At 39.8% G+C, this 19,884-nt stretch carries 16 protein-coding genes and 1 tRNA gene; 9 read left to right on the top strand and 8 right to left on the bottom strand.

The features are described from left to right. Positions 1-114: 114 nt before the first annotated feature. Both FHK88_RS01270 and FHK88_RS01265 read left to right on the top strand, forming a co-directional pair. Positions 115-205: transfer RNA gene (locus FHK88_RS01270), tRNA-Ser, on the top strand. 207 nt (positions 206-412) lie between these two features. Further along, complete coding sequence (locus tag FHK88_RS01265; protein WP_227428969.1) at positions 413-1,018, top strand: class I SAM-dependent methyltransferase; 606 nt, start codon at positions 413-415, stop codon at positions 1,016-1,018. Between the two features lie 72 nt (positions 1,019-1,090). On the opposite strand, the gene lptG is transcribed toward FHK88_RS01265, so the two are convergent. After that, positions 1,091-2,254: an LPS export ABC transporter permease LptG gene (lptG, locus tag FHK88_RS01260; RefSeq protein WP_227428968.1), complete on the bottom strand. Its 1,164-nt coding sequence runs from the start codon at positions 2,252-2,254 to the stop codon at positions 1,091-1,093. Continuing rightward, positions 2,251-3,636 carry an LPS export ABC transporter permease LptF gene (locus tag FHK88_RS01255; RefSeq protein ID WP_264480571.1) on the bottom strand — a complete coding sequence of 462 codons (1,386 nt, stop codon included), beginning with the start codon at positions 3,634-3,636 and terminating at the stop codon, positions 2,251-2,253. Before FHK88_RS01255 ends, lptG begins: the two co-directional genes overlap by 4 nt. Positions 3,637-3,974: 338 nt before the next feature. Between FHK88_RS01255 and FHK88_RS01250 the strand changes: the two genes are divergently transcribed. Both FHK88_RS01250 and FHK88_RS01245 read left to right on the top strand, forming a co-directional pair. Then, positions 3,975-5,633, top strand: coding sequence for a leucyl aminopeptidase (locus FHK88_RS01250; protein WP_227428966.1), 1,659 nt, complete (start codon positions 3,975-3,977; stop codon positions 5,631-5,633). Between the two features lie 14 nt (positions 5,634-5,647). Next, complete coding sequence (locus tag FHK88_RS01245; protein ID WP_227428965.1) at positions 5,648-6,196, top strand: DNA polymerase III subunit chi; 549 nt, start codon at positions 5,648-5,650, stop codon at positions 6,194-6,196. Between the two features lie 60 nt (positions 6,197-6,256). Here the strand turns inward: FHK88_RS01245 and FHK88_RS01240 are convergent, their stop codons facing one another. After that, positions 6,257-7,432 carry a hypothetical protein gene (locus FHK88_RS01240; protein ID WP_227428964.1) on the bottom strand — a complete coding sequence of 392 codons (1,176 nt, stop codon included), beginning with the start codon at positions 7,430-7,432 and terminating at the stop codon, positions 6,257-6,259. 330 nt (positions 7,433-7,762) lie between these two features. On the opposite strand from FHK88_RS01240, the gene sstT reads away from it, so the two are divergent. Next, positions 7,763-8,965 (top strand): serine/threonine transporter SstT, encoded by a 1,203-nt coding sequence (gene sstT, locus FHK88_RS01235; protein ID WP_227428963.1) that lies wholly within the window; start codon positions 7,763-7,765, stop codon positions 8,963-8,965. Positions 8,966-9,127: 162 nt separating this feature from the next. On the opposite strand, the gene FHK88_RS01230 is transcribed toward sstT, so the two are convergent. The 5 genes from FHK88_RS01230 to FHK88_RS01210 all read right to left on the bottom strand — a co-directional run bounded on the left by FHK88_RS01230 (position 9,128) and on the right by FHK88_RS01210 (position 15,887). Further along, on the bottom strand, positions 9,128-9,511 hold the full coding sequence (locus tag FHK88_RS01230; protein WP_227428962.1) for a chaperone modulator CbpM: 384 nt from the start codon (positions 9,509-9,511) through the stop codon (positions 9,128-9,130). A gap of 44 nt (positions 9,512-9,555) precedes the next feature. After that, a complete protein-coding gene (locus FHK88_RS01225; RefSeq protein WP_227428961.1) occupies positions 9,556-10,518 on the bottom strand; it encodes a DnaJ C-terminal domain-containing protein in 963 nt (320 codons plus the stop codon). Positions 10,519-10,857: 339 nt separating this feature from the next. Further along, on the bottom strand, positions 10,858-12,963 hold the full coding sequence (locus tag FHK88_RS01220) for a DUF4105 domain-containing protein (protein ID WP_227428960.1): 2,106 nt from the start codon (positions 12,961-12,963) through the stop codon (positions 10,858-10,860). Positions 12,964-13,038: 75 nt separating this feature from the next. Next, a complete protein-coding gene (locus FHK88_RS01215) occupies positions 13,039-13,518 on the bottom strand; it encodes a DUF3015 family protein (protein ID WP_227428959.1) in 480 nt (159 codons plus the stop codon). Positions 13,519-13,922: 404 nt separating this feature from the next. Beyond that, positions 13,923-15,887 carry an ATP-binding cassette domain-containing protein gene (locus FHK88_RS01210; RefSeq protein ID WP_227428958.1) on the bottom strand — a complete coding sequence of 655 codons (1,965 nt, stop codon included), beginning with the start codon at positions 15,885-15,887 and terminating at the stop codon, positions 13,923-13,925. 367 nt (positions 15,888-16,254) lie between these two features. Between FHK88_RS01210 and erpA the strand changes: the two genes are divergently transcribed. From erpA to FHK88_RS01190, 4 genes are all read left to right on the top strand, one after another. Next, the gene (erpA, locus tag FHK88_RS01205) at positions 16,255-16,587 is read left to right on the top strand and encodes an iron-sulfur cluster insertion protein ErpA (RefSeq protein ID WP_227428957.1); all 333 of its coding nucleotides are present in this window, start codon (positions 16,255-16,257) and stop codon (positions 16,585-16,587) included. A gap of 523 nt (positions 16,588-17,110) precedes the next feature. Continuing rightward, entirely contained in the window at positions 17,111-17,467 is a 357-nt protein-coding gene (locus FHK88_RS01200; protein ID WP_227428956.1) for a roadblock/LC7 domain-containing protein, read from the top strand. Between the two features lie 232 nt (positions 17,468-17,699). Then, positions 17,700-19,277 carry a glutamate--cysteine ligase gene (gshA, locus tag FHK88_RS01195; RefSeq protein WP_227428955.1) on the top strand — a complete coding sequence of 526 codons (1,578 nt, stop codon included), beginning with the start codon at positions 17,700-17,702 and terminating at the stop codon, positions 19,275-19,277. 48 nt (positions 19,278-19,325) lie between these two features. After that, positions 19,326-19,856 (top strand): disulfide bond formation protein B, encoded by a 531-nt coding sequence (locus FHK88_RS01190; RefSeq protein ID WP_227428954.1) that lies wholly within the window; start codon positions 19,326-19,328, stop codon positions 19,854-19,856. Positions 19,857-19,884 lie beyond the last annotated feature (28 nt).

The following is a 19,884-nucleotide window of genomic DNA, read 5'->3' as shown; positions in this document are numbered from 1 at the left end:
AAAGCAGTAAATCCGTAGCATTCATAGGATTGACAGGTGACATTTGGACTGAATTTCGATATAATGTTCCACCTGTTATTCACAAATAATAATCAACTAGAATAACTATCAATTGGTGAAGTGGCTGAGTGGTCGAAAGCGCACGCCTGGAAAGTGTGTATACGTTAATAGCGTATCGAGGGTTCGAATCCCTCCTTCACCGCCAAATATTGATTGCTATTTCTCTCTCCTCTTGTTTTATCTCCTACTCATTTAGATACATCTCCACCATATCATCAAGTTTGCGTTTGATTTCTTTGTAATCTGGCATGACCTACATTAAAATCACCACAACTACAGCATAGCATTAGCTCAGATATCGCATTGCCTATATAATAATACCTATTATTGTTTTTAATTTAAGGCACACACCATGCACACCCCAAACTCTGAACTCCTATCCAAAGCCCAACGCTGGCGTGAAGATATCGCTTTTACCCAAGATGTACTCGGTAAGCCCTTTCACTTTACTACTACATGGGGCATCTTTTCACCAGAAAAGCTTGATGACGGTAGCCTAATGTTGCTTGATTATGTGGACTTTCAAGCAGATGATGACTCAATAGATTTAGGCTGTGGCTATGGAGTGCTAGGCATGACTGCTGCTAGAGAGTGCCCGCAAGGTCAACATACCCTGATTGATAAAGACTTTATGGCAGTAGAATACGCCCGCAAAAACTGCCAAAAAAACGGACTAAATAATGTCGATGTGCATCTGTCTAACGGCTTTAATCATGTCGATGCCAGTAAAGACTTTAGCCTTGTGATGTCAAACCTACCTGCCAAAGTCAGCAAAGAGCAACATTACCTATACCTGCTAGATGCCTATAGCAAAATGCGTGAAGGTGGACGTTTTTATGTGGTCACCATTAATGGGCTACGCCAATTTATGAAACGAGCATTTACCGAAGTTTTTGGCAATGCTGATAAGGTAAAACAAGGCAAGACTTATACCATTACTCGTGCCATCAAAGAGTAACTGTAACAAGTTAACATAGCGTACATATTCAAACTTGCCAGCCGACAGTTATAAGTTGTCTTTTAACACAACCTAGCGCTGGCGCTTAATCAAATACAATCCGAGCAAAGCACTGGCAATAATAGGTAATATCACCATCAGTAGTGGTGATACGCCTGTCGCCAGTGCCACAAACCCTGACAAGTCTTGTAAATAACTAAAAAATAGCCCAAATAGTAACGCAACCACAATACGCAGACCAAGACTATGCGTACGTAGCGAGCCAAATACAAAAGAACACGCCACTATCACCAATGACAGTATAGAAAATGGTGATAAAAGCTTTTGCCAAAATAATAATTCATGTTCAAGCGACCTTACCCCTTGACTCTGACTATAGCGATAATAGTCATATAACTGAGTCAATGACAGTGAGGTTGGGCGACGTGTCAGCAAATATACTGAGCTTGGTGCAATCGGTAATGCGATGGTATCTTGTGGGGTAGACTGTAGATTGGCAATGGGTACATCATTAATATTTTCCATTGTGATATCTGCTTGTGGGGCTAATAGTGATATCTGCTGAACATCTTGCAGTTGCCACTGATATAAGACCCTTGTATCCGCACCTTGAGCTGTCTGCGTTTGCTCTGTCAAATACTGACCACCCGATGCCTTAGAAACCGCCGTTAAATTATTATCCTTATCTAAATGCCAACGCTTTACCTCCCCAATATTACCGCTCACATCAGCATAATCAATAAATACAATATCACTACTTACTGGCTCACCTGTTGCATCATCTATATGATTTTGCACTGTCCAATAACCACTGACTTTTGCTAATAGTGCCGTATCTGGCTCTTGAATCTGGTTTGCTAAATGGTTGCTTTGCGGTAATACAAACTGATTAATCGCCAAAGACAGTAATACAAACAATAAAGCTGGTTGTAGCACCCATAATACAATGCGATAAATACTCACACCAGCAGCCCGCATCACCACAAGCTCACTCTTATTTGCCAGCAACCCCAACCCAACCACTGCACCTAATAATGCACCAGTAGGAATAAACTGTACCAAAAACTGTGGAGAGCGATAGCCGATATACTGCAATGCCTGCCAGTAAGTATAGCTATCAGAAACATCTTCTAGCTCAGCTAAATAGGAAAAAATAATCTGTAGTCCCCAAAGTGCAATAATCGCACCTAAGATGGCAAAGAACGCATTTTTCTTCACATAGCGCGATAAGATCATCCCTGCGCCTCCGTTGTATTATCATCTCCTGTGTGCTGACGGCTTAATCCTAAACGCAACCGATGATGGATACGACCTGCTGAGTTCAAATATAGTGCCAATAGCATAAATGCCAGTACCACACCTGCATACATCCAAACACTAACGGAGCCTTTGATGACCATATTTTTCAAAGAGATAAGAACCAATGCACAACTCACAAAAATCAACAATGCTGGTAATAATCGCAACCAACGCCCCTGTCTTGGACGTACTTGAGCCAATGGCACTGCTAGCATTGGTGCAATAATCATCAACCAAGGCAGGCTCAAGCGATAACCCAACTCTGCTTGAGCAGGCAGTCGAGCTTCAGATATTGAAGAAGATACTGAAGGTGAGGATGAGTTAGGTTGAGTTGCATGATGCCACACTAAAGATAACGGTTGAGCGCTAACATTATCACTGGTTACGACTTCACTAGAGGGTTTATCTATACTAATTCGATAACGCTCAAAGCTGACCTGATTATAGACTAAGCTATCTGCACCTATTTCATAGCGCCGACCCTGATATAAATCCAACTGTGCTGTTGGGCTATCATCTTCTGCACTTACCTGAACGGCACGTTTTGCCAAAATCAGCGTGTCATTCTGCTCTAGCTGATTGGGAAGTGATGGTAAACTTGCTAAAACATCAGAAGAAGCACTGGTATCCACTGCACTATGCTTGTTATTATCTTCTTCACTTATATTTACTGTGGTATCACTATTCTCTGTTGTCTCTACTGAATCAGCCTCCGCATCAGCGACTGCTTCACTTTTTTTTCCATTTTGCACCAAAATCACATCTTGCAACTGCTTATTATCATCACTGAGACTGCCCACATACAGATGATAGTTCCCACTACTGATAAACTGCTGTGGACGTATCAAATCAAACGCACTAGACAGTGCTTGCTGTTGCCAAATATTCTCTGAATGACGCACGCCCCAAGGCTTTGCAAACAGTGAAGTTCCTGCCTCAATCACAAATAAAACCAAGATTAGAGGTATCATCAATCGTGCTAACTGACCACGTGAAATACCACTACTATTAATCACTGCCATCTCATGGTCAACGTAAAGACGCCCAAATACCAACATTAACGCAATAAAAAAAGACAGTGGCAAAATCAACTCTAAAAAATAAGGTAAGTTGTAGCCAATAATAGAAAATAACAGCCCAACATCTAACCGCCCTTCAGCCGCAATACCAAAGTAACGAATCAAACGCCCACCCAGTAGTAAAACCACCAAAAATCCCAAAACAATCGCAGTGGTAGAAGCAACTTGACGGGTTATATATTGACGTAATATCACAGGAAATCTCTTATTTCTAGCGGTTGGCTGAGAGCTTATACTCATCACTCAAAATTAGGGGATTTTTAAAAACAAAGCCGCCATTATGGGTGATGAATATAGATTCTTAATATTTGCTAACCGCTAATGCTAGCATGTTTTGATAAAAATGACTGTGAAAAGTGTTTACAAATATAACGAATAATAAATTTGTTGCTCAGCCTTGGTTTTTGTAACTTTGACCTAACATTAATTATCATTATCGCCATATACAGCCATGTATAAGCCATCATCAGTTTGGTATCATAACCATCACCTATGACTTTTATTTGCAATTTATGCGACTAAGTTTTTAACTAACTAGATTTCATTCAATCAAACTTTTAAATTAAGGACAAGTAACAATGAAAATTGAGCTTAGCAAACAGCTTCCCCAAAGCAAAGGCAAAAAACTGCTAAAAAAAGCCACACCCACCAATGCCAACTGCTTAGTTGTACTATTAGATAAAGATAATCAACTGCTTGGCACCAGTGATGTTGCTGGAATAGATGCCTATCAGTCACGTATTGATAACCTTATAGAAGTAGCAAACTTTAAAGGTAAGCTTGGCGAGACAGTTGCAGACTATGCCCTCGCCAGTGATAGCAAAAAAAGCCCACTACAACTGCTATTAGTTGGCGTTGGTGATAGCAACAAACTGACCACCACCAACCTACAAAAAGTCGCTACTGCCATCTATAAAGCCATGGCAAAACGTGTCGAGACACTGACCCTTGTTACTGGTGATATTTTTGATAACAATGAATTTACCCAGTTTGTCCTTGGACTATTAAACGCAAGCTACCGTTTTGATAAGTATAAATCCGAGCAACCCCCTGCTGTACTGCAAAACATTGTCTTAGTCAGTCAGCAAGACTATCAAGATGCCGTTGACTATGCCACGGCTGTCTTTTCAGGACAAAGCCTAACTCGTGATGTGGCAAATGAGCCGGGTAACATCTGCTTCCCTGCCTATATGGCAGAGCAAGCTCAAGCCTTGGCAAAATCTTATCCGGATTTACTAAAAGTAACCGTACTTGATGAAAAGAAAATGAGCAAACTTGGTATGAACTGCTTTTTATCAGTTGCCCAAGGCTCAGAGCGTGATGGACAGTTGATTATCCTAGAATATCAAGGTAAATCAAAGTTTTCGACCAATATGACTGCCAGTTTTGCTGCCAGTATTAAAGATGCTGTTGCAGACAAACTGCCACGCAGCAAAAAATCAAAAAAAGCGCAAGTGGAAGAAGCAAACACAGAAGCGAACACAGATGATGCCCCTATCGTCTTGGTCGGTAAAGGTGTTACCTTTGATACTGGCGGCATCTCATTAAAACCAGCCGCCGGTATGGATGAGATGAAGTTTGACATGGGCGGTGCAGCATCTGTACTTGGTACGATAAAAGCCCTATGTGAAGCTCGCTTAGCGATTAATGTCGTCGGTGCATTAGCCTGTGCTGAAAATATGCCTTCAGGTCGTGCTACTCGCCCTGGTGACATCGTTAAAGCCATGAATGGCAAATCAGTTGAAATTATGAATACAGATGCCGAAGGGCGTTTGGTATTATCAGATACCTTATGCTATGTACAACGCTATCAGCCCAAAGCCATCATTGATGTTGCCACACTGACAGGTGCATGTGTCATTGCCTTGGGTCATGTCCGCTCTGCCGTTTATAGTAATAACGAAGATGTCCTTTTTGAGCTAGAAAATGCCAGTGAGCAATCAGGTGATTTAGTCTGGCATATGCCTTTAGATGATGCTTATCAGTCTCAGCTTGACTCACCCATCGCCGATATGCAAAACATCGGTGGTCGTCCTGCTGGCTCAGTCACTGCTGCTTGCTTCCTATCTCGCTTTATCGAAGAAGGTCAAGCATGGGCGCATATTGACATTGCTGGTACAGCATGGAACTCAGGCAAAGAAAAAGGGGCAACGGGTCGCCCAGTGCCACTATTTATGCAATACCTAAAAAATCTTGCAACCCATACTCAAGACTCACAAACGCAAGAGCAAGCATAAATCGTACCTTAGCGATGCAAGTTAGCTTTTATTTATTAAGCCATCATAAAGTCCCCAATGCTGAGGCATTGGTGGACTTTGTGTGTCACCTTATCCAAACGGCTCAGCAAAAAAGTGAGCAAGGCACACGTATGCTTATCATTGATGATGATGAAGCTCGGTTACAACAACTGGATGATAAACTATGGAGTTTTTCAGCAACCAGCTTTCTACCACATACACTTATCACTGCATCTGACACAGTAAATGATACAGACATTAGTGATATTAACAATGATACTAATATTATCACTACGGCAAATACTGCCCCGATTTTACTCAGTAGCGATACGACATATGCTATCCATACCCAACAACATCAATCCACATCGCATCCAGAGCAGAAGTTTCACTTATTGATTAACCTAGCACAGCAACCCATCAAAAACCTACAACATAGCGACAACCAACCCAACCGTCTGCTAGAAATCATCGCACCTGATGATGCCAGCGTACAACAAGGACGGGAAAAATATAGATTTTATCAGCAGTTAGGCTTTGCACTTAATCACTTTAAGTTATAACGCCTATTTAACACCTATTTTAGTTATAATACCGATTGCATACACGCAGTCTTATCAGGCTTACCACGACTTTTGTGGTCTGGATACAAAATCAATATTTTTAATGGTCATGATACAGGCTCCTTTTGCTGTAATCACATAATCCAATGTCGCCCCATCTTCCCTATCCAAAAATAACGCCACCGCATCATCTTGACGAATACGGTCGACTGGTTGCCAACGACTGCCCTTCACTGTCGGTACAATGATATCGTGTGCTGTCTGTGGGTCTGTACTGGTTTTGCCAAACATCTGAATTTGTCGCGTATCTGGCTGATAGGTGATGGTGTTATAACGACAAAAATCCATATGTGATATGTCATTGCCAAACTCTGGTGGTACTTGCAAGTTGCGACCACTCACAACGGTTGGCTCATCATTTACTTGATTACTATGCGGCTCGCCATGATTTGATTCACCATCAGCCACCTCAGCACTACTTCCCTCATTTGCAATATCAGAGGCATTACCTACTGTAGACTCTGGCTCTGCCGATACAGGATTAATGATATTATGAATGACTGGCGTGTTATCCTCATCCTGCGCCTCAGCACCCATTTTACTAAAGCCAAATCCAAACTCCGGCAAATTGTCTCGTAGCTCTTCTAGAGTTTGTGGTTGCTTATCATTTCCAAAGAGTGCTGAAAAATCTCCTTTTAGTATCTGCTTATATTCTGGTAGCATACTCTTGTCCATCAATACAGCAAACAAAAATACCATCCCTACAATGCCAAGAGAAAACACCAATCCACCAGCATGAAAATCACTGATAACAAATGACTCACCTGTTTGCTGTAGCTGGGAAATTTGTTGATTAACTTGGCGAACCTTTTCCCTATTGGTCAGTTTTGCAAAACCCTTTAACTCAATCTGTCCACTATTTGTTTGTATATAAGCGCTCTTTTTCCCTTCCCTATGATTATCTGAATGACTGCTATCTAAATGCTCATCTACATTATTACCTAAATTTTCCCTAGAACGCTCAGTTAAAACTTTGATACAACGAACATTTTTAATGGCTATTTTTTTGAGAGTGAGCAGTCCAAATAACTTACGCTCAAGTACACCATCAACCCGATCATATTGATAATATAGGGTTAGATAATGGGGAATGATGGCAGGTAATGCCCATTTAATTAATGGTACAGCAACGCAAGTTATAAAGATAAAAATTGCAAACAATACTTTTATTATCATGGTGTTCTTATATATCTACTTTATTCCATATTTGTTTATATATGATTATCATTACCATAATATGACCGTCTCAATCTAACGCCTAAATACTCAACTAAAAACCGCTCTTATGTTTCTTAAATATGACTCTATAGTTAATATGCAAATGATTATCATTGCTAAATTTAAGCTAAAATACAGAATTTCATGGCTATAGACAGGTATTTTTACTATCAGAGCTTTTTCATAATAGTGTCATAAGCATATTAATGATTTTGCTAATACGCAAAAAATGCTACTATCCTGCCCCACTGTATTACTTTAGTATCTTTTTTCTCATAAGGATTGCTCATGAATTCACTAGTAACACTATATCAGCGCATAGGGCTTGTGCCACTGATTATTATCGGTCTTATCCTTGGGATTCTAATTGGTTGGCTTGCTCCCTCTGTTGGTATCGCCCTAGGTCTGCTTGGCACATTGTTTGTTGGCGCATTAAAAGCCGTTGCTCCTATTTTGGTTTTTGTGCTGGTGCTAGCTGCCATTTGCCAACATCGCTCAGGTAATAAGGTTTATGTAAAACCTGTTTTAATTTTATATATTTTTGGCACATTTTTAGCGGCACTGACTGCAGTCACAGCCAGCTTTTTATTTCCAACCAATCTGGTTCTAGTTAACAGTACCATTGAGCAAATCCCACCAGCTACATTAAAAGAAGTATTAACCACACTATTAATGAACTTAGTAGCAAACCCTGTCAATGCCATTGCCAATGCAAACTATATGGGCATTTTAGCATGGGCATTAGTGATTGGTTTTGCACTACGTCATGCAAGTGATAGTACTCGTAGTGTTGTAGCAGATTTTTCTGATGCCATCTCGCAAGTGGTCAAATGGGTCATCGCCACAGCACCACTTGGCATTATGGGTTTGGTTGCCAATACAGTTGCCGAAACTGGATTTGAGGCACTGGAAGGATATGCAAGAATCTTGGCAGTCTTGGTTGGCTGTATGTTGTTTATTGCCTTAGTGGTTAACCCTGTTATTGTCGCTGTCAAAACTGGTAAAAATCCTTATCCATTGGTGCTAACTTGCCTACAAGAATCTGGTATTACAGCCTTCTTTACCCGCAGTTCTGCTGCCAATATCCCTGTTAATATGAACTTAGCGCGCAAGCTTGGTCTGCATGAAGATACCTACTCTGTTACTCTGCCACTGGGAGCGACCATCAATATGGCTGGTGCAGCAATTACCATCAACGTTCTAACTCTTGCTGCTGCTCATACCTTGGGTATCGAGGTCAGCTTTGGCTCAGCATTACTACTGAGTGTGGTGGCTACAATTAGTGCTTGTGGTGCGTCAGGGGTAGCAGGTGGTTCATTATTGCTAATTCCGCTAGCATGTAGTTTGTTTAGCATTCCTAATGATATAGCAATGCAAGTGGTTGCTATTGGCTTTATCATTGGTGTTATCCAAGATTCAGCAGAAACAGCGCTTAACTCTTCTACCGATGTACTATTTACCGCAGCCGCTGACCCTAAATATGCTCGCTAGTCTGACGACTGCTAGAGTCAGTCTATAAGTCTATTGAACACTATCTGTAAAACAAAAAGCATCGTCATTTAATATGACGATGCTTTTTATTTTGACCAAGAAATGAAAGACTAAAATGTCCAGCTACCACTATCAACTTATCGTGTCATGATAGCTCTTCCTCTAATCCCACTTAACCTCAATAACTTGTGTACTTTGTGGCTCAAACTGACGTTTAAACTGACGTAACTGCTCAACCTCTGCCAGTAGCTCTAAGATTAAGCCAATCGCAGGTACACTAGCGTCAAAGTCACGGCTAAGACGCGAGGCTCGCCTGACTGTCGCCAATTGATAGCCTGAGAAATGCTGATAATATACTTCATTTTGTGCAGATGTAGGCGTGGATGCTTTGCTTGTTTCTAGCTCCTGTACCTTATCAATATCCACATCAGGTGTAATGATATTTTCATCTATCAATGCCAACACCCACGACCGCTCTTGTCCACAGGCTGTCACCAGTTCATCAAGGCTCATGATAATGTCATTTAATTCTGCTGAATGTTGCATAGTTTTTTATCCTTTTTATTTATTCGACTTCTTAATTTGTCTCTCTAGCGCTCAATCTGCACATCATGGAATGTTGACTGTAAAGTGCGAAACGCCTCTGCCTGTGCCTCCGTATTTACTGTTGGATTAACAATATGTAGGGTTAAGTATAAATCACCGGCTGTTTTTGCAGGAATGCCCTTACCCTTAATACGCAAATGGCTACCAGACTTACTGTTTTTAGGAATGGTGACACCCAATGTTCCTGCTGGCGTACTCACATTAATTTTCTCACCCAATGCTGCTTCCCAAGGCGTAATATTCACTGTCTGATAAACATCTGCACCTTCTAAACGAATATTACTTGGGTGAGAGATACTAACTTTTAAAAATAAATCTCCATTTGCACCCCCACCAATACCTGCAGCGCCTTGTCCACTTAGGCGAATTTGTTTACCTTCGGTGATACCTTTAGGGATTTTGATTTTAAGTGTTTTCTGCTCATGGCTCACTTGACCATTTGCCTGACGCACAGGAACATTTAGCTTAATGCTGTATTCGTCACCTGTATAAACGGAAGATAACGACACAGAAATTTCTGCATGTTGGTCTTGTCCTTTTTGCTCAAAACTTGCGCCACCCTGATGCCCTGCACCTCGTCCACCGCCAAACGCTGAAAAGATATCATCAAAACGGAAGCCACCATCACCAAAAGCTTGACCTTCACCAAACTGACCTTTCAAATCTTCCCAATTAAAGCCCCCTTGTCCACCTGTACTACGTCCACCACCAAACCCACCTTGACCTGCGAATGGATTGGCAAGCATGGCATCATACTCAGCCCGCTTTTCTTTATCTTTCAGTGTCTCATAAGCATTATTAATTTCGGCAATCTTTTCATCAGCATTCGGTAGGTCACTGACATCAGGATGATATTTGCGCACCAATTTGCGATATGCTTTTTTGATATCTTGTTCTGATGCTTCTTTTGTTACCCCCAAGATGTCATAGTAGTTTTTTTCTGCCATGTTGTTTGTCCTTATTTATCACAATAAATTATAAAAATACTTGTTTACTATTTATGGGCATTTGCTCTAGTTTAAAGAGTTATATTTAATAAGTGGAGCAAATCACCCTACAATATACACATCTGTCAATGTACCATCATACTGTCCTTCAACTATAATAATTGACTATCTTTTTCTGTTATGATGACTATCCTAATATAGATGATTGTTAGCTCAAAATAAAATCGCTATAAAACAGAGACATGCTGACAAACATATACGACTGCAAGCAAATCTAATACAGTAGTGATTTTATATAGAGTCTAAATAAATATAGGTCTTCAGTTTGCTAAACACAGTTTACCAATAATGGTGCCATACCACACTTAGTGAGCTATCATTATTGTTTTTCTGATTATGGTTTTTTTGGCTATTATCTGGTTGTTCTTGATGTATATAGTCTGCCACTAGACGAATATCATTATTTTTATTAATTTGTTGACGAAGGGTTAGTTGTGCTTGTTGCACAACCTCATGACTGGCTCGCTTGGTAGCAATATAAGATAACTGCGCTGATTGCTGTTGTTGCTTTGGATTTTTGATACGCAAACCCAGCTCTAAACTGGCATCTAAATGACTGTCTTGGTCATGTACACTGGCATTGACCATCCCATAACCAAGCAGATGCTCACCTGATTTTGCCCCCATACCCACACCTGCCTGCGCATAGGCAATGTGCTTATCTTGTTCAAATAAGTCTGGCTTCACACCTGTTTGCAATTGCCAAGACATTCTAGGTTCACCTGCCAACGGCTGAGCCATATTTTCAATCTGTTGCATATCCAAAAATACAAACTCATCAAACTCAGGTTTACTTTTATCATAATCATAGCGCACAGACAGTTGCACTGCCTTAAAGCGTTTATCAATGTCTGTATAGGTATTGAGTGGGTCTTTAACAAATAAAGCAACGCCAAATTGGCTATCCTTTGTACTCAAAGAGACATGCGCCTGACTGGTCTTATTACTGAGTGCTGGAGAAGGCTTATTTTGTAATGGTAAATCAGCTAGTGTCTTTCCTGCAGGTAACATAAAACGCTTACTAAGCAGTTGCTTTTTGATAGCGTGGTCATGCTCTGTATCATCTTGCGACAACTTATAATTACGATGGCTAATCAAAAATTCCAATGCCAAGGCTTGCTTATCTGGGCTTAATGTCTCTAATACGCTGATATCTTCTTGACGGATAAAGTCATTAATCACTGTTTGCAAGGGTTTTTCTAATTGCACAAACTGCTGACGTAACTGGGTCTGCTCTGATGGCAAATAGCGCACAGACTCAATCAATGGTTTACCTTTATCATCACTATACTCAACAAGCTGATCAAAAACAAAGTCTGGTGCATACCAAGGTGATGTGCGTTGGGTAGTTTTAATATCACTAACCAGCTCTAACAGCTCTCCTGAGCGATAACCACAGTTTTGCTTAATAAAATAGTAGTCAAAGCGTGCCGACTTAGCTTCGTATAAATGATAATTTAATAATTGAGTATTAAACTCATCAAGATTAAGCACATATTCCCACATATCACGCTGTTCAGTTTTGGAATATACGGCATCTTGCTTAAAAAACTCTGACTCTGAAAATCCTGCATCATACCAACCAAACAACCCTTTAATGGCATACATAACCCCATTCTCATTTTCAGGGATGCGCGCTCCGAAATTATACGAATTATTTAATAAATCCTCAGAGGACAGTTGATGTTCAGGTATGGCAAAAGAGCCTGACTCATCTATGAAGTCATGAGTTTTAATCAAAACATGACCAAACGTTGAAGCAGGATTTTTTAGGTAGCTACTAACCAATATCAAACTGATTTTTTCAGAAGTCTCTGGCAGTTGTGGACAAGCTTTTAAATCCACAGATAACTTGGGTAACTGATGGTTGAGCCAAAAATAGCGTGCAGGAAAGCGACACACCACCTCTGGATTATTACTGTTTTTTAGCGTTGCTATTAACTCTTGATAAGGACTAAAATTTTGACGGCTTTGTGCCGTTGGTGCAGACAGATAAAAGTCTGCTGAAATGACTTCGGGCTTATTATTTTTATAAAATAGTAGATGTTGCCACTGGTGATGATTCGCCAAGGCTTGTAAGGTAGCATCAGAATCTACAATGGCTGAAATATCAATCTGTTGTTGAGATGCACGATGATTAATATCATGAAGTGTGTTATGACCATTTGTTGCCTGCTTTGTAGAGGCTTGATTAATAGTGGTTTTATGAATAGTAGCTTGATTGATAGATACATCAGATGATGTCTGGATTGCATAAATCTTTTGAGTCGCAGTCAATAGACACAAAGATGAAAAAAGCACACCAGAGAGAATACTGGTATGCTTTTTATTCAGTCTTTTAGCAGAAATAAAGCGCATATATTTCATTAGCAAAACATCTGGCAAAGCATTATGCTCCTTATTTCTAGACTGGTGTTGATATAAATATCATCATATCAACAGGCTTAGCAAAAACTCAAATTACATTGCACATTTTTGGCTAACGATGTTATATAGTGCTTCAGCATTTTGGTCTTGAGTTGCATTTTGATATGCAGAGCTTTGTGTATATACACCATATTCTGCACGTACTGCATTCATAGAATCACAGCTTGCAACATTCGCAAGGGCTGATAAATGAGCGCCTTGACCAGCAGCTAAATCTTGCTCAACACTTGGGAAAGCTTCTTTGATTAGTACAGCAGCTTTCACATCACCACCTTGGCAAGTGTCTGGAGACATTGAGTCAGAAATAGCTGCTGTTGTACCCAAATCCCAAGTTACGTTTGAGATGATGGCTAAAATTGGACTTGATTTGCCAAATAATGCGCCACCAATACCACACTGCTTATAAACTTGTTCAATAGTACGACCTGTGTCGTGCTTTTTAAGTTCAGCATTTGCTGCTGAGAAAGGAAGTAGTGCAACCATTAATGAAGCTACTGCAAGTTTCTTTAACATAAGTAATCCTTTAACTTGTAAATCAAGTAATTGTGTTTTATAACATCTTATAATCAATTATTTTGATTATAAAACCATCTAAATTTTAGGCTATCCATAATCTTATTTTATGTAAACTAAACCATATAAAAAGATTTTCTCAATAATATATAAGAGGTATCAAAGTACATTCATATGAATTTCTACTCTTTTAAAATACCACGAATAATTTTTTTCAAATCTTACTATTACAGTCTCTAAGCAAACAAATTATTAAAACTACATGTAACCTTATAGTGATTCTACAAAATACCAATAATATAGCAAGCTTTTTATAAATTATTTTACAATTATGCAACTTTTTGCTGTCATATTGGCATTGTTTTTACGCTTCTAGCCCACAGTCTACTAGAGCTGAGCATACTTTATTCCGTCATCTCTGCTTCTTCTAGCTCTGTCATTGCTAGTAGCAAATCTTCTTCTACCTGACTCTGACGCTGTTGCAAACTTGCCTGCTCATCAAGTAATGAAAGTAACTCAGATTTGCGCTCATCCTCATATAGACTGGTATCTGCTAACTTCTGCTCTAGTGTCGCTAACGCATCATTCACTGTATCTAGCTCAGCTTCAGCTTTATCAATGCGCTTGCGAATAGGTGCTGTACGCTTACGTATCTCTGCAGCCTGACGCCGACGCTCTTCTTTACTAAGAGTCTCTACTGGAGGCTTAGCCTCTGTATTTAGACTTTTTGCAGACACATCTTGGGTAGATTGAGCATTTTTTTCGCCCTCACTTTTTGCTGCTGACTTACGTTGCTCAGATAGCCATTTACCATAGTCTGCCACATCTCCTGAAAACTCTTGAAGCTTACCTGAATGTACCAAGTATAAATCGTCACAAACATTTGCTATCAATTCACGATCATGCGATACCAGCACCACTGCACCAGCAAACCCTTGCAGTGCCAAAGTCAAAGCCTGTCGCATCTGTAAATCTAGGTGGTTAGTTGGTTCATCTAGTACCAAGACATTAGGACGTTGCCAAACAATAAGGGCTAACGTCAATCTGGCACGCTCTCCACCAGAAAATAACTTACTTGCTGTATCAATACGCTCACCGCGAAAATCGAAACTACCCAAAAATGAACGCAAATCAGCATCTGATGTCTTACCAGCAATTCGCCTCAACATCAGCATTGGTGTCGCTTCAGCATCCAGACTATCCATCTGATGCTGATTAAAGTAACCAATTTTTAAAGTATCTGATACCTTATATGTCCCCGATAACAAAGGTAGCTCACCCACCAGTGCTTTAATTAACGTTGATTTTCCTGCACCATTCATACCCAGCAACCCAATACGAGTCTCTGGTGTAATTTGCAACGTAACACCTGACAACAGTGCTTGCTCATCATAGCCAATATCTGCTTGACGCATATCAATCAATGGTGAGCTCATATGGCTGGGCGGATAAAACTGAAATGAGAACGGATTGTCTGCCATCACAGGTGACAAATCTGCCATACGCTCTAACTGCTTAATACGACTTTGTGCTTGCTTTGCTTTACTCGCCTTGGCTCGAAAACGGCGAATATAATCTTCCAGATGCGCCCGTGTTGCTTGCTGTTTTTCAAATGCCTGTTGTTGCTGTGCCAAGCGCTCACTACGAGTACGCACAAATTGTGAATAATTGCCTGTATATAAAGTTAGCTTACCCTGCTCAATATGCAAAATATGCCCAACTGTGGCATCTAAAAAGGCTTGGTCATGTGAGATTAACAAAACTGTCCCTGTAAACTTCGCAATCCACTCCTCTAACCACAAAATAGCATCCAAATCCAAATGGTTGGTTGGCTCATCTAACAATAATAAATCAGCACGACTCATCAATGTCTTTGCCAGATTTAAGCGCATGCGCCAACCACCCGAAAAGTCATTCACTGGTTGCTCATGTTGTTGTGTCGTAAATCCTAAACCAGCCATAACTTGTGCTGCCCGTGCAGGCGTACGATAGCCATCAATGTCATCAAATTTTTGATGCAAAAGCGTAATGGTATCTGTCGATAGTCCCTGTGTATCTGCTAATTGCCGATTAATTTCATACCACTCCTTATCACCACTGAGTACATAATCTATGGCTGACTGGGTGCTTCCTGCTACTTCTTGCGCCATATGCGCAATCTGCCATCCAGCAGGTATACTTACCTGACCAGCATCTACACTCATCTCACTGATGCCTTTTTGAGCCAGTAACACAGCAAATAAAGTCGACTTACCTGTACCATTATTACCTGTTAGCCCCACCTTCTGTCCGGGGTGAATCTGAAATGTCGCCTCTGAAAACAATAATCGCCCATCACGGCGTACACTTACTGCACTAAACTCTATCATGACACCTATCACTACCTTATCATTCAATCAACCTGCTATTATTTCAAAGCTCATAACGATAGGCAAAGGATTTATCAATCTACACTTAGATAAAATTGTCATACAACTGCTCTAAGGTGCAAAAATATAATTATGCTATAATCAGCCTGCGATATAATAGAAAATGGTCAGCCAAGACAACAAATTGATCGCCTTTGTTATACTTGCAAATATCCCATACTAGAATATCTGCAAGCATATGAGCTTTTATCAATATACTTAATTTCACTGCAAACTTACCTTGTCTGACAACAATTTCGCCAATTGCAAATTATTCATGTCATGACGACACACCCTAGCATTTACTTATGTTGATCGTGAGGACACTATGAACCCAACCATTACACTGACTGATAGCGCAGCCAATAAAGTCCGTCGCCTACGCATTGAAGAAGGTGATGATAACTTAATGCTACGTGTTTATGTCACTGGTGGTGGCTGCTCTGGATTTTCTTATGGCTTTAACTTTGCAGAAGAAGTCGGCGAAGATGATGCCAGCTTTACCAATGCAGACGTGACCCTATTGGTTGACTCTTTAAGTTACCAATATCTGCAAGGCTCGACTGTGGACTATACAGAAGGGCTAGAAGGGGCAAGATTTATTGTTAGCAATCCTAATGCCACCACAACTTGTGGTTGTGGCTCTTCATTCTCCATTTAATATAAAGATTAACTTAAAAATAAATCAAAATGTTTTTCTTTTTCCTTAATTATAACTTTAAGGTTGTCTATATTAAATAAATATGTTTGAATAAGAATGATATTTTTTTAGGGAATATCCGACTAAAAGACTCAGGATTACATACGTTTTTTATTTAAAGTATTATTTAATGAAATAGCTGTTTTTCTATTAATAAATTAATAAACAGATGCCTGCTTTAACAATAGCCCTCAAGCCACGCTGGCTCAACTATTTTAAATAAATACCAATAAACACTAAAAATCTACATTTAGTCATATTTAGTAAAATTTGTATTTGCTTTTGCAAACAGATATGTTTCAATTGCTCTCATAAGTCTGATAAAATATATTTGTAGAAGGTTTATTAAACTTTCTACAACATGTGATATGTTTTACATAACACTTATAATTTGTTATTTAAGTTATTATAAATGTTCTAATTTTTATTTTCTTCTGTTGTTTTCATAACAATAAAACAACTTCATACATATAAGGAGCGCCTTATGGCTAAGTTATCTTTAGATTCGTTAAATGAAATTGATGGTTTTATCGCTGCTGCACTAGTTGACAGTGAATCTGGTCTTTCTCTTGCTGCTCTAGGTACAGGTATTGACCTTGAACTTGCTGCTGCTGGTAACACCGAAGTAGTACGTGCTAAGCGTAAGGTTGCAGACGTATTAGGTCTAAATGACAATATCGAAGACATCCTAATTACTCTAGGTAAACAGTACCACTTGATCCGTCCACTAGTACGTAACGAAAACCTATTCTTGTACCTAGTACTAGATCGTCAAAAATCAAACCTTGCTATGGCACGTCACACATTGAAGTCATTCGAAACTGAACTAGACTTCTCGTAAGATTAGCTATAGCTCATAAGATGATTTGTGCTTAATTAGTATTAATATCATCTTAACTTAAAGTCCTTACTAGTGATGGTAAGGACTTTTTTATTTTTTGAATTTAAGTTTTTTTACTCTCATGGATGTTTTTTAGGAAAGGGTACGGTAAACTGAGTGCCAATATCTTTTAGTAGTAATCTTGTGTTACTAACTATAAACATACCCTCTAGTTGACTAGCGTGAGTTTTCAATGACGAATTTTGCAACTTATACCCTTCCCCAATGGTTACAAAGCCACCATCTCGATGGTATGCAACGAGGTATTGAAAAAGAAGGTTTGCGCATGCAACCTGATGGCTTTTTGGCACAAACACCGCACCCATCATCCTTAGGCTCTAAATTAACACATCCTTATATCACCACAGACTATTCTGAAAGTTTACTAGAGCTGATCACTGCACCCAAAACAAGCACTGTTGATACTTTAACCATGTTGCGTGAGCTACATATCTTAGTCGCACAGGCTTTAGATAAGAATAATGAGCTGATGTGGCCACTTTCTATGCCTTGTATGTTGGCATCTCAAGATGAGAATATTCCACTTGCAGATTATGGCACATCAAATATTGGTAAGCTCAAAACTCTGTATCGAAATGGGCTGGGTGTGCGTTATGGACGCCGGATGCAAACCATTGCTGGGCTACATTACAACTTGTCATTTGCCGATGAGCTATTTATTGCATGGCAACAACATGAGTCTTCACAGGCAGAGCTGGCAACAACAGAAAGTCTGGCTGATTTTAAAAATCATAAATATCTTGCCCTAATTCGCAACTTTAAACGTTTAAGCAGTTTGGTTCTATACCTAACTGGTGCTAGTCCTGCTGTTTGTCCTTGCTTTTTGACTGGTCGCCAGCACGATCTGGCTCTATTAAATAAAACCACGTATTATAAGCCATATGCAACCAGTCTTCGTATGGGCAAACTTGGCTATACCAATAGCGTACAAGATCAACTCGATATCCGCTATAACACCTTGCCAGAATACATTAAAGGGTTACGTGCGGCGATCGATACGCCATTTGCACAGTTTAGCCAATTAGGTCTGGAAAATGATGCGGGTGAACCGATTCAAATTAATGATCATATTTTACAAATTGAGAATGAGTATTATAGCCCCATTCGCCCTAAACAAATTGCACAGACAAATGAAGCACCTAGCGATGCACTAGAGCGTAGAGGCATCGCTTATGTTGAATTCCGCGCCATTGATTTAGATCCATACAGTGATATTGGAATACGTCTATCAACGGCATGCTTTTTAGAAGTATTGGCTCTGTATTGCTTATTAACAGACTCACCAGAACTTCTACCAGATGAAGATGCGTTACTGGCAGAGAATCTAGAGCGTGTCGTTAATTCTGGTCGAGAACCAAATTTATCGATATTAACTAAACAGGGCGAGGTAAATTTTGAGCAGTGGATGCTAAGCCATTTGGAAAATATGCTACCTTTAGCAACACTGCTAGATGCTCGTAATAAAAACAACCACTACCGCACGGCTCTGACCTTAATGTTAGGACGTGCCACCCATACAGAGTCAACGTTATCAGCACAGATTTTGGCTGATACAGAGCGATTGGGCAGTACGTGGAAGCTGGGCCATCAACTGGCAGAACAACATCATCAGAGCCTCATGGCACAGACACTTAGCCCCAATACACAAGCAAAATATGAAGTATTGGCTGAAAAGTCATGGATGCAACAAGAAGAGCTAGAGCAAGCTGATGCACCTGATTTTCAGACCTTTTTACAAGCATACCGATAATAGGCAGGTGGCAGGTACACATATATAAAAATCGATAAGGTGATAAGAATGCAAAAATTAAAACAAAACCTACTGACGTATCGGGGGCTAAATGCCCTTTTAGTATTGTTTACTATGATAGGGATGGGGTTTGCTCTATTATTTTTACAAAAACATCTAGGGCTTGCACCTTGTCCATTATGTATTTTTCAGCGTATTGGTTTGATGGTGATGGGGATATTTGCCCTAATTGCTGCGATTTTTGCACCTAAAAAACGTGGTATACGTCTATTTTTATGGTTAGGCTCTATATTAGGTATATTGTGGTCCCTTGGTGTAGCAGCACGACATGTATGGTTACAACATCTACCACCTGACCAAGTGCCATCTTGTGGCCCAGGATTAGATTATTGGCTTGATGCCTTACCCATGCAACAGGTTGTGCAACAAGTCTTATCTGGCTCAGGTGAGTGTGCTGCAATCTCATGGCGTTTTTTGGGATTGAGTATCCCTGAGCAATCACTCATCTTCTTTAGTTTTTTATTATTAATTAATTTATTAATTGCATGGCGTATTTTTCGTCCACAAAATGCAAAATAATCAAAACCTCTCTGTTAGATAGTTTTTA

It is taken from the genome of Psychrobacter sp. I-STPA6b (genome assembly GCF_020662265.1).
GTDB lineage: Bacteria > Pseudomonadota > Gammaproteobacteria > Pseudomonadales > Moraxellaceae > Psychrobacter.
This window is presented reverse-complemented; position numbering and strand designations above follow the sequence as displayed.